Annotated in this window: 11 protein-coding genes; 9 read left to right on the forward strand and 2 right to left on the reverse strand. The window is 74.7% G+C overall.

Features of this window, described 5'->3' with window-relative positions:
- The first annotated feature begins 106 nt into the window (after window positions 1-106).
- The 6 genes from AC3EVP_RS11105 to AC3EVP_RS11130 all read left to right on the forward strand — a co-directional run bounded on the left by AC3EVP_RS11105 (window position 107) and on the right by AC3EVP_RS11130 (window position 7,049).
- Window positions 107-1,360: a beta-ketoacyl-[acyl-carrier-protein] synthase family protein gene (locus tag AC3EVP_RS11105; RefSeq protein ID WP_435128889.1), complete on the forward strand. Its 1,254-nt coding sequence runs from the start codon at window positions 107-109 to the stop codon at window positions 1,358-1,360.
- Window positions 1,360-3,216 (forward strand): CoA-transferase, encoded by a 1,857-nt coding sequence (locus AC3EVP_RS11110; protein ID WP_435128618.1) that lies wholly within the window; start codon window positions 1,360-1,362, stop codon window positions 3,214-3,216. Before AC3EVP_RS11105 ends, AC3EVP_RS11110 begins: the two co-directional genes overlap by 1 nt.
- 173 nt (window positions 3,217-3,389) lie before the next feature.
- Window positions 3,390-4,382, forward strand: a complete 993-nt coding sequence (locus tag AC3EVP_RS11115) for a ketoacyl-ACP synthase III (RefSeq protein WP_335970512.1) — start codon at window positions 3,390-3,392, stop codon at window positions 4,380-4,382.
- A 73-nt stretch (window positions 4,383-4,455) separates the two neighbouring features.
- Window positions 4,456-5,175, forward strand: coding sequence for an HAD-IA family hydrolase (locus tag AC3EVP_RS11120; RefSeq protein ID WP_435128621.1), 720 nt, complete (start codon window positions 4,456-4,458; stop codon window positions 5,173-5,175).
- A 37-nt stretch (window positions 5,176-5,212) separates the two neighbouring features.
- The gene (locus AC3EVP_RS11125; RefSeq protein ID WP_435128624.1) at window positions 5,213-6,241 is read left to right on the forward strand and encodes a ScbA/BarX family gamma-butyrolactone biosynthesis protein; all 1,029 of its coding nucleotides are present in this window, start codon (window positions 5,213-5,215) and stop codon (window positions 6,239-6,241) included.
- Complete coding sequence (locus AC3EVP_RS11130) at window positions 6,231-7,049, forward strand: SDR family NAD(P)-dependent oxidoreductase (RefSeq protein WP_335970504.1); 819 nt, start codon at window positions 6,231-6,233, stop codon at window positions 7,047-7,049. The genes AC3EVP_RS11125 and AC3EVP_RS11130 overlap by 11 nt, the downstream gene beginning before the upstream one ends.
- Window positions 7,050-7,157: 108 nt before the next feature.
- On the opposite strand, the gene AC3EVP_RS11135 is transcribed toward AC3EVP_RS11130, so the two are convergent.
- The gene (locus AC3EVP_RS11135; protein ID WP_435128627.1) at window positions 7,158-8,807 is read right to left on the reverse strand and encodes a serine/threonine-protein kinase; all 1,650 of its coding nucleotides are present in this window, start codon (window positions 8,805-8,807) and stop codon (window positions 7,158-7,160) included.
- A gap of 177 nt (window positions 8,808-8,984) precedes the next feature.
- Here AC3EVP_RS11135 and AC3EVP_RS11140 point away from each other — a divergent pair, with 177 nt between their 5' ends.
- From AC3EVP_RS11140 to AC3EVP_RS11150, 3 genes are all read left to right on the forward strand, one after another.
- Window positions 8,985-9,611: a dihydrofolate reductase family protein gene (locus AC3EVP_RS11140; protein ID WP_435128630.1), complete on the forward strand. Its 627-nt coding sequence runs from the start codon at window positions 8,985-8,987 to the stop codon at window positions 9,609-9,611.
- Between the two features lie 83 nt (window positions 9,612-9,694).
- A complete protein-coding gene (locus tag AC3EVP_RS11145; RefSeq protein WP_335970498.1) occupies window positions 9,695-9,949 on the forward strand; it encodes a type II toxin-antitoxin system VapB family antitoxin in 255 nt (84 codons plus the stop codon).
- Window positions 9,949-10,368, forward strand: a complete 420-nt coding sequence (locus AC3EVP_RS11150) for a PIN domain nuclease (RefSeq protein ID WP_335970497.1) — start codon at window positions 9,949-9,951, stop codon at window positions 10,366-10,368. The genes AC3EVP_RS11145 and AC3EVP_RS11150 overlap by 1 nt, the downstream gene beginning before the upstream one ends.
- A 33-nt stretch (window positions 10,369-10,401) precedes the next feature.
- On the opposite strand, the gene AC3EVP_RS11155 is transcribed toward AC3EVP_RS11150, so the two are convergent.
- Complete coding sequence (locus tag AC3EVP_RS11155; RefSeq protein WP_435128633.1) at window positions 10,402-11,292, reverse strand: amidohydrolase family protein; 891 nt, start codon at window positions 11,290-11,292, stop codon at window positions 10,402-10,404.
- Window positions 11,293-11,382 lie beyond the last annotated feature (90 nt).

Consider the following 11,382-nt stretch of genomic DNA (forward strand, 5'->3'; position numbering starts at 1 on the left):
GGCGGGACTCCGTACCGTCTCCGGTATGGAGAACACAGAACCGGAAAACGGAACGAATTTCGACGCTCCGCGATCGGCGTATTCTCGCGGGGGCCCGACGGACCGGATCGTCGTCACCGGAATCGGTGCCGTACTTCCCGGTACCAGGAACGCACAGGAAATGTGGGAGCACCTCTCCCGGGGCCGCTCCCAGGTGGGGCCGCTCACCCGTTTCGACGCCGCACAGGCGGGACTCCCGGTCCACGCCGCCGCCGAGATACGGGACTTCGACCACCGGGAGTTCCTGCCGGAACTCGCGCCCGGCCACGCCGCGAAGTACTCCCGGGAGATCCTGGTCGCGATGTCCGCCGCCGCACAGGCCCGCGGGGACGCCGGGCTGGCGCCGGGCGGGGTGGACCCGCAGCGCTTCGGCGTCCTGATGTCCTCCTCGCGGGGGCCGTTCGCCTGGTGGCGCGACGTACTGACCGGCGCCGACCCGGCGGCCTTCGCCGACAAGGGCGCCATGTTCCGCGGGCTGCCCGGCTGCCCGGCCTCCCTGACCGCCATCCACCTGGGCTCCCAGGGCCTGGTCACCACCGTCAGCAACGCCTGCGTCGGCGGCCACCAGGCCATCCAGCTGGCGCTGCGCGAACTGCGCTCCGGCGCCGCCGACGTCATGCTGGTCGGCGGGCACGAGTTTCCGATCGCCGCCGAAGTCGCCGCCTGCTACCGGGCGATGGGCCACGGCGTGCTCTCCTCCGAGCGCGACGACCCGACCCGGGCGGTGCGCCCGTACAGCGCCGACCGGGAGGGCTTCGCGCTCGGCGAGGGCTCGGTGGTGCTCTGCCTGGAGCGTGCCTCGCACGCCGCCGCCCGCGGCGCCCGCCCGTACGCCGAGATCCTCTCCGCCGCCACCCTCAATGAGGCCGCGCACGCCACCACCATGGACCTCACCGGCAAGGTCACCGCCGGACTGATGCACCGCGCCCTCGCCGAGGCGGGCCGGGACGCCGAGGACGTCGACTACTTCTGCGCCCACGGCACCGCCACCCGCTACAACGACATCGCCGAGAGCCGCGCGGTGCGCGCCCTCTACCCCGAGCGCGGCCCCGGGCTGCTGCCGCCGCTGAGCTCCAACAAGCCCATCTACGGCCACACGTTCGGCCTGGCCGGCATCATCAACGCCGCCGCCACCAGCCTGATGATCCGCCACCAGACCCTGGCGCCCACCATCAACTTCACCACCCCCGACCCCGAGTGCGAGCAGGACCACGTCCTGGAGGGCGCCCGCCCCACCAAGGTCGAACTGGCGGTGTCGATGTCCTTCGCCTTCGGCAGCCAGACCTCCGTGGCGGTGCTCGGCGCGCCGGGAGCCTCCTGATGGGCCGCCCGCTGATCGCCGCCGACCCGGACGCCCTGGTGCGGGAGTTCGTCCGCCCCGGCGACCACGTCCACCTCGCCGGCACGCCGTCGCGGCCCAACGCCCTTACGTACGCGCTGTGCCGGGTGCTCGGCGGCGAGGGGCACCTGACCGTCAGCACCACCGCGGTGCACTCCTCCGCGCACGCGCTCGCCCTGTCCGGTGTCGCGGACAAGGTGATCGCCGGGTTCGCCGGGGACACCTACCCCTCCCCGCGGCCCAACCCGCTCTACCGGGACCTGTTCGCCGGGCGGCCGTTCGCCTTCGAGGCGTGGTCGCTGCTGAGCTACCAGCAGCGGCTGATCGCCGGCGCGCAGGGCCTGCCGTACGCCGTCACCGCCTCCCTGGCCGGCACCGACCTGGCCGCGGACAAGGACGGTGTGCTGCACCAGGTGCCCGACCCGGCCGACCCGGACCGCGCGGTCACCCTGCTCGCGCCGCTGCGCCCGGACCTGACGCTGCTGCACGGCGTGCTCGCGGACGAGGACGGCAACATCGCGCTGGTGCCGCCGCTGGGCGAGGGTGCCTGGGCGGCGTACGCGGCCCGCCGCGGTGTGCTCGCCTCCGTGGAGCGGATCGTCCCCCGGGAGGTGCTGCGCGCCCTCGCCGACCGGGTCGTGATCCCCGGACAGCGCGTCCTCGGCCTGTGCGAGGCACCGCTCGGCGCCCACCCGCAGTCGCTGCGCACCGGCGGACTCGGCGGCGTCCAGGGCTATTTGGACGACTACGCCTTCCTGACGGAGATCGTCGAGTCCTGCCACGGCGAGCAGCGCGGTGCCGACTGGTACCGGACGTGGGTGGCCGAACCGGGCAGCCACGAGGGCTACCTTCGCCGTCTGGGGCCGTCCCGCCGGGCGTCCTTGGCGCTGCCCGCCCGCGAAGCGGCCGACCCGACGGCCCGCGGAACGGACGACGGAACGGACGACTTCGCGGTGTTCGAGGAGGTGGCCCGCGCCGAGCTGGCCGCGTGCCGCGCGGCCCGCGAAACGTCCACGGCCGCCAAGGCGCCCTCCGCGCCCGCGCCCTCCCCGTCGGCGCCCCCGGTCTCCGCTCCCGCCGGGGCGGACCCCGCGGACGGGGCCGAGCCGACCCGTCAGGAGCGGCTGATCGTGCTGGGCGCCCGGGCGGTCGCCGACCGGGTACGGGCGGGCGGCCACGACACGCTGCTGGCCGGGATCGGCGCCTCGCACATGGCGGCGTGGCTGGCCGCGGCCCAACTGCGAGCCGGCGGCCACGAGGTCACCGTGGTGGCCGAGTTGGGCATGTGCGGCTTCGCACCGGCCGAGGGCGACGTGTTCCTGTTCAGCCTCCACCACGCCGAGCACAGCGAGATGCTCGCCGGCATCCCGGAGATCCTCGGCGGCATGGTCGCCGCCAACCCCCGGGCGCTCGGCGTACTGGCGGCGGCCGAGATCGACGGGTCCGGGGCCATCAACACCAGCCGTACCCGGGACGGCCGCTGGCTGACCGGCTCCGGGGGCGCCAACGACATCGCCTCCACCACGGACTGCGTGGTGATCGCCCCGGCCTCGCCCCGGCGCTACGTCACCGCGCTGACCTACCGCACCAGTCCCGGCGACCGGGTCCGCGAAGTCGTCAGCGACTTCGGCCGGTTCCGCCGCGACGACCCGAACGAGCCCTTCCACCTGGCCAGTTGGCTGCCCCCGGCGAGCGGCGAGGACGCCGACCCGCAGCGGATGGTCGCCGAGCGCACCTCGTGGGACAGCGACGCCTCCCGGGCGGAGGCGGAGAAGCCCGTCACGCCCGAGGAGCTGGCGCTGCTGCGCACGCTGGACCCGGCCGGCGTCTACCGCTGACCCGGCCGCCCGGCCCCGTCAACGGCTCTGCCTGCGCCGCCAGTTCGGCCCGCAGCATCCGATCCCCCCACACCGGGCCCCCACGCCCGGGACCCCCACGTCCCAATCCCCCCACATCCCCCCCACATCCCCCCGCGTTTCCCCCGCCCCACCTCACCGCGACAGGAGCTTCCATGCCCACCGACACCCACGCCCGCGCCGAGGGCCGCACCTGGGCCGGGTCACGGCTGCGCTTCGCCGGGCTCGGCCACTACTTCCCGCGTGCCCGGCGCCGCCACGACGAGGGTCCGATCACCCTCGGCGGACGCGAGCACACCCCGCAGGACGCCGCCGAGTTGGGTGTGCGCGGCCTGCACACCGCCGCGGCGGACGAGACGCTGGAGTACATGGCCGTCCAGGCCGCCACCGCCGCGCTGCGGAACGCGGAACGCGACGCGGCCGAACTCGACCTGGTGGTCCTGGCCAACTGGACCGACCGGCAGTGGATTCCGGAGATCGCCCCCGGGGTCGCCACCGCGCTCGGCGCGCACGGCGCCCTCGCCTTCGACGTCTGCGGCGCCTGCACCGGCTTCGTGCACGGGGTGCAGACCGCGGCCGCGCTGCTCACCGCGCACCCGGGGTGGCGGCGCGCGGTGGTGGTCGCCGCCGACCGCTTCTCGCACCGGGCCCGCCCCGGCACCCGCGGCCAGCTGGTCTTCGGCGACGCGGCCGGGGCGGTCGTCCTGGAGAAGGGCGCGCCCGGTCAGCCCGGGGGCCTGCTGGACTCCGTACTGGACTGCGACTCCACCCGCGCCGACGCGGTCGCCGCCCGGCCGCCCGAGGGCTGGCTGCGCCCCCGGCCCGAGCTGATCGAACTGGCCGTGGGTTCCAGCCTGCGGGTGGCGGACACGCTGCTGGGCCGCAACGACCTGAAGACCGCCGACCTCGACTGGCTGGTGCCGCACCCCGGCAACAACGCCATCCACGCCGGGGTGCGGGCGGGCCTGGACCTGGACCCGGCGAAGTTCCTCACCAACTTCGCCGAGCGCGGCAACACCGGCTGCGCCTCCATCCCGATCGCGCTGTCCGAGTTCTCCGCCGCGGGCGTGCTCAAGCCCGGTGACCTGGTGCTGTCCACCGCGGTGGGCTCGGGCTGGTACTACGGCGGGCTGCTCTACCAGTTGTGACGGCCCGTCAGCTGTATGCGCCCCGCTGTCCCCCGACTTCCGCTCTCGCGCAACCGATTCTGAAGGAGCCGACATGGCCGACATCACCGACCGGTCCGGCACGGGCGGACCGCCGCCCGGGCTCGCCGTCTGGACCGACTTCGGCGGGGTGCTCACCCCGCCGGTCGACGTCACCTTCCGCGACTTCGGCGCGCGGACCGGCGTCCCCGTCCACGCGCTGAAGGAGGCGATGCGCCTCGTCGGCGAGGCGCACGGCACCGACTCGATGGGCGTGCTGGACATCCCGCTGCTCAGCGAGCCCGACTGGGAAAAGGAGGTCGAGGAGGTCCTCGCGGACGACTTCGGCCTGGCCGTGGACCTGTCGTCGTTCGGCGAGCGCTGGTTCGCCGGGCGCGGCGCCAACCAGGACTGGCTGCGCGAGCTGACGGCGCTGCGCGCCCGCGGCGCCTACGTCGGCCTGCTCTCCAACCTGCCGCCGAGCTGGGAGCGGCACCGCCGGTACATGGTGGACGACGCGCACTTCGACGGCATCGTCTGCTCGTACGCGGTGGGCTGCCGCAAGCCGGAGCCGGAGATCTTCCGGATCGCCGCCGCCCGGGCCGGGCGCGCGCCGTGGCAGTGCGTGCTCGTCGACGACCTGGCGAAGAACTGCGCCGGGGCCGAGGCCGCCGGCTGGCGGGCCGTGCACTTCCAGGACGCCGCGCAGGCCGCGCAGGAGCTTGCCGCGCTGGACGCGGCGCCGGTCCCGGCCGCACCGGTCCGCCCGGCCGCCCCCGTACGCACCTCGCGCTGACCTGTCCGACCACCCCACCCACAGCTGGAGCAGCACCATGACCACACTCGACATCGGCGCGGAGCCCGAAGCCGTGCTCAGCACCGAACGCACCATCCCCCGGCACCTGGTCCACCGGGCGGCCGTCGCCGAGGTGTTCCTCACCGACTTCCAGTCCGTCGGGGAGCGGGACTTCCGCGCCTCGGCCCAACTGCCCCCCGACCACAGCTACTACGCCGACCGGCTGGGCACCGCGGGCGGCCACGACCCGTTGGCGGTCTTCGAGGCGGTGCGGCAGATGCTGCTCTGCGCGATGCACCTCCAGCACGACGCGGGCCCCGGCACCAAGTCCATCACCGCCGAGGCCGGCCTGCGGATCACCGACCCCCGCCCGCTGCACGCCCCGGCCCGCCCGCTCGACCTGGACCTGGTCGGCCGCGCCGCGCTGGTGAAGGAGTACCGCGGCGCCGTCTCCCGGGTGGTGCACGAGGTGGACGTCGCCGCCGCCGGCCAGCCGATCGGCACCGTCCGGGTGGACACCGCGCTGCGCCCCGACGACATCTACCGGACGCTGCGGATGAGCGGCCGCACCACCGAACCGCCCTCCTCCGACGACCTGCCCGCCGTCTCCCCGGCCCGCCCGATCGGCCCGCACCTGGTCGGCCGGACCCGCGCGGACAACGTGGTGCTGCACGACATGGCGCTGCGGGGCGGGGAGTTGACGGCGCTGCTGCGGGTGCCGCTGCGGCACCCGAGCATGTTCGACCACCCGCAGGACCACGTCCCCGGCCCGGTGATGATGGAGGCGGCACGCCAACTCGGCCTGCTGCTGGCCGGTGAGCGCCACGGACTGGCCGCGGCCAAGCTCCACCTCGCCGAACTCACCGCCGAGTACCTGCGGTTCGCCGAGCTGGACGCCGACATCGTGCTGCGCTCGGAGATCCTGCGCGCGCCCGCCGCGGACGGCGGCGGCCTCGCCTTCGCGGTCGCCTTCGAGCAGGGCGGCGAGGCCGTGGCCAGGATGCGGGTGGCGCTGGGCAGCACGCTCGGCCGGGCCGGTGCCGCGGGAGCCCCCGATGGCAGCTGACCGGCAGGACACGTACGACGCCCAGGGTTCCCCGGCCGCCCATGTCCCCTACCCCGCCGGGGAGTTCCGCCTCGACGGCCGAGTGGTCCTGGTGACGGGGGCCTCCGGCGGCCTCGGCGCGCACCTGGCGGGGGTGCTCACCCGGGCCGGCGCCCGGGTGGCGCTCGCCGCCCGCCGCGAGGCGCCGCTGAAGGCGCTGGCCGCGGAGTTGCCCGGCAGCCTGGCCGTGCCGTGCGACATCACCGACGCGGCGGACCGCGCGGAGGCGCTGCGGGTCGTCACCGGGCAGTTGGGGCCGGTCGACGTCCTGGTCAACAACGCCGGGCTGTCCCGGGTGGAGCCGGCCGAACGGCAGTCGGAACAGAGCTTCGCGGAGATCGTCGCGGTGAACCTCACCGCGGTCTTCGCGCTCAGCTCCGAGGTCGCCGCCGGCATGCTGGCACGGGGCCGCGGCAGCATCGTCAACATCGCGTCCGTGTACGGTCTGGTGGGCAGCGGCAGCCTCCCGCAGGCCGCGTACGCGGCGAGCAAGGGCGGGGTGGTCAACCTGACCCGGGAACTGGCCGCGCAGTGGGCCGCGCGCGGGGTACGGGTGAACGCGCTGTGCCCGGGCTGGTTCCGGTCCGAGATGACCGCGGACATGCTCGACACCGCGGAGGGGCGCGGCTGGGTGGAGCGGCGCACCCCGATGCGCCGGGTCGGCGAGCCGCACGAACTGGACGGCCCGCTGCTGTTCCTGGCCGGCCCGGCGAGTTCCTACGTGACCGGCGCCGCGCTCCCGGTCGACGGCGGCTACCTCACGCTGTGACGGCACACCCCCGCACCCCGGCACCCCGGCAGCCCCGGCACCCGGGCACCCCGGCCCCCGGCCGCCCGCTCCGTCCGCCACCGCGGCGGGCGCGGGCGGGCCCGGGGCTCACAGGGTGTGGATCGTCAGGTGCTTCCTGACGTCGTCGAAGATCCGCTGCCCCTGCGCGGACTGGGCGGCCGAGGCGGGCATCGTCACGTCCAGCGTGTAGAGGTCGCCCTCGCCGCTGACCACGTCGAGTTCGAGTTCGCGCAGGGCCGTCTTCGCGTCGTCCTTCAGCTCGGTGTAGTGGACGTCGAGCCGCGCCGCTGCCTGGCCCTGCTGGGTCGCCTCGACGACCCGGCCGTCCGCGTCCTCGACGGTGTCGGAGTAGGAGACCTCGCCACCGCCCTTGTACCACTGGAGGTTGGCGTTGGCGACGCCCGCGGCGCTGCTCTTCTCGCCGCGCGTGCGGGACAGCGCCACCGTGAACACGCCGTGCGGGTCGGTGTACGTCACCTTCGCGTCGGCGATGCTGCGCACGTAGTCGCCCGGCACCGCCAAGGTGGCGTCGACGCTCTGCTCCCGGTAGGACTTCCAGCCCTTGGGCAGGCCACCGCCGCCGAACGGGCCGACGGTCAGGAGCACGGCGCCCGCGACGGCTGCCGCGACCACCGCGGCGGTGGCCGCCTGCGCGCGGCGGCTGCGGCGCAGCGCCCGTATCGCGCGGCCGACGGGCCCGGCCGGCGGCTCCTCCGCTGCCGGGGGCGGTGCCCCGGCCCCGGCCCGCGCCGTCGGCTGCGGCGCCGACTGCGGCGGGACGCGCGGCGGTTCGAGGACGGCCCGCAGCTCGTCGGCGAGCCGCGCCGGGGCCGTACGCGCCGCCGGCTCCTTGCGCAGGACGCCCAGCAGCGGTGCGGTGAGCGGGCCGGCCGCGCGCGGCGGGGGCAGTTCCGCGAGCAGGACGGCCTGGAAGGTCGACGGCGTGGCCTGGCGGCGGAAGGGCGAGACGCCCTCCACCGCCTGGTAGAGCACCACTCCCAGCGACCACAGGTCGGACTCGGGGCCCGGCCGCTGGCCCAGCACCCGTTCGGGCGCGATGTACTCCGGTGAGCCGATGAAGGCGCCGGTCTCCGTCAGCGGCTCCTCGCCCTCGACCTGGGCGATGCCGAAGTCGGTGAGGACCACGCGGTCGTGCCGGCCGAGCAGGATGTTCGCGGGCTTCACGTCGCGGTGCAGCACTCCGGCCTCGTGGGCCGCGCCGAGCGCTCCGAGCACCGCGAGGCCGATCCGCGCGGCCTCGCGCACCGGCAGCGTGCCCTCGGCGAGCACCTCGGCCAGCGACCGGCCGCGCACCAACTCCATGACGATCCAAGGCCGTTCGTCCTCGACGACCACGTCGTGCACGGTGACCACGGACGGGTGGTCGATGCGGGCGGCGGCGCGCGCCTCACGCTGCATCCGCAGGTGGGCGGTCTCCCGCTGGGTCTCCGTCAGGTGCTCGGGCAGCCGCGGCTCCTTCACGGCGACGTCGCGGTCCACGACCTCGTCGCGGGCGCGCCATATGGTGCCCATGCCGCCGAAGCCGAGGCGCTCGAGGAGGCGGTAGCGGCCGCCGACCAGCCGCCCGCCGCCGCTTTCGCGCTCGGGCTCGTTCGGGTTCGGGTTCGGGCTGCGGCCGTTCTCCGCTGGTGGCGCGGGCGGCTCCAGCTCGTAACTCGTCGCCGTCCGCGTGTCCTCGTCCCCGGGCTGCCCGCCCGCGCCCCCGTTGGTCGCCATGGCCGTATCCTCCCAGCCCCCGGCGCCGGCGCGGCGCCCTGCCGCTCGCCCGTGCCAAAGGTGTGACCGAAGGCGGGGCGCGGCCGGCCCGTCACCCGGACGCGCCGCACCGATGAGTTCGCGGGCGCCCGCCGGTCTACCCGCCGACCGCACCATCCGCAGCGACGGGAGCACACCGTGGGCCTCATCCAGATCGAACTGTTCGCGACCCTCGACCTCGTCGGGCAGGCGCCCGGCGGCCCGGACGAGGACCCCGAGGGGTTCCCCTACGGCGGCTGGCAGGCGCCGCTGGTCGACGAGACCACCGGGGCCCAGATCACCGCGGCGTACGAGGGCACCGACGCGCTGCTGCTCGGCCGGCGCACCTACGACATCTTCGCCGCCTACTGGCCGCACCAGCAGGGCGGCGAGGACGGCTGGATCGCCGAGCTCTTCAACCGCGTCCCGAAGTACGTCGCCTCCCGCGGCCGCCCGGACCTGTCCTGGGCCGGGTCCACGCAGCTCGGCCCCGACCTGGCCGAGGCGGTGCGCGAGGTCCGCGAGCGCCACGAGCAGGTACGGGTCGTCGGCAGCCTCGACCTGGTCCAGACCCTCCTGCGCGAGCAGCTCTTCGACCGCCTCGACCTGTGGGTCCACCCGATCCTGCTCGGCGTCGGCAAGAAGGTCTTCGCCGACGGCACCGTGCCCACCAACCTCACCCTCCTCCGCCCCCCGGCCGCCTCCGCCAAGGGCACCACCCACCTCCGCTACGCCCGCACCCCCGGCACCCCGCCCACCGGCGACATGACCACCCGCTCCGCCTGAGCCAAGCCACTGCAAACGATATCGCCTGTGCCGAAAAAGAGGTATCGTTTGGGAAGGGCATCATCGGGACAGGAGCGATCCTCATGGCGAGAACGGTCATCGACCTCGACGAGGACATGGTCACCGAGGCCATGCGCATCTTCGGCACCAGGACGAAGGCGAAGGCCGTGCGCCTGGCCATGGAGGACGCCGTCAAGCGCCACCTGCGCCAGGAGTTCTTCGACGCCATGGACGCCGGTGAACTCGACTTCAGCGAGATCGTCGAGAGCACCGGCCCGCGCCACGCGGACGGCTCGCTCAAGCGCGACGGGAGCCACGACGGAGGCCGCGCCGCCTGATGCGGGACCGCTACCTGATCGACAAGTCCGCCCTGGCGCGCTGGACGAAGCCCGGTGTGAAAGAGGTCCTGGGGCCCCTCCACGAGCGCTACCTGCTCGCGGTGTGCTCTCCGACCGAATACGAGATGGTCCACTCCGCGCGGGACTGCGCGGAGGCCCTGCGCATCAGCACCTGGCTGCACGCCTTCGACTACCTGCACACGGACGACGCGGCCTTCACCCGCGCGCTGGAGGTCCAGCGCCACGCGCTCAACGCGGGGTTCCACCGCGCCCTGTCCCTGGCCGATCTCCTCGTCGCCGCCACCGCGGAACGGAACCGCCTGACCGTCCTGCACTACGACGGCGACTTCGACATGATCGCCTCCCTCACCGAGCAGCCCACCCGGTGGGTCGTCCCGCCCGGCACCGCCGACCGCTGACGTCGCGGCGTCCGCCCTCTTCCGGCCCGGGCGTCAGGAGGGGGCGCCGGGCCGGAAGAGGGCGGCGGCGTTGTCGTGGCACACGGCCCGCAGCCAGTCGCCGCCGAGGCCGAGGCGTTCCAGGGCCTGGAGCTGGTGGAGGTAGGGGTAGGGGATGTTGGGGAAGTCGGTCCCGAGCAGGATGCGGTCGCCGAGGTCGGCGAGGCGTGGGAGCGCCTTGCGGGGGAAGGGCATGAAGCCCTCGGTGAAGTCGGTGAACGCCATCGTCGTGTCCAGGCGTACCTGCGGGTGGCGTTCGGCGAGGTCGAGGAACTCCTCGTACTCGGGCATGCCCATGTGCGCGACCACCAGCCGCAGTCCGGGGAACCGGGCGAGGACCCGCGCCACGGGTTCGGGGCCGGTGTGCTTGCCGGGCGCGGGCCCCGAGCCGCAGTGCATCACCACGGGAGTGCCGCTCTCGGCCAGCAGCCCCCACGCCGCCCGGAGCTGCTCGTCGTCCGGGTCGTACGCCCCCACCTGGACATGCGCCTTGAAGACCCGGGCGCCGGCGTCGAGCGCCTCCCGTACGTAGTCCGCGGTGTCCGGCTCCGGGTAGAGGGTCGCGGTGTGCAGGCAGTCCGGGGTCCGCCGGGCGAAGTCCGCCGCCCAGCCGTTCAGCCACCGGGCCATCCCGGGCTTGTGCGGGTACACCATGGAGGTGAAGGCCAGCACCCCGAACTCCCGCAGCAGCGCGACGCGTTCTTCCTCCTCCCGCCGATAGGTGATCGGCCACTCGAGCCCCCCGACCAGCGGCCCCGCGGTGTCGAAGTACTCCCACACCTTCCGCAGCACCCGCTCGGGCATGAAGTGCGTGTGCACGTCGATCCCCCCGGCCAGCCCCAGCCCCCGCCAGAACCCCCGCACCGCTTCCGCCTCGCCACCCATCACCCGCTCCTTCCCTCACCCGCCACACCCTGCCGTCCCGCCGATCATCTCGAACCCTCCCCGCGGTCTGCCGTGAAGGGCGCTCGGACG

The organism is Actinacidiphila sp. bgisy144 (genome assembly GCF_057708105.1).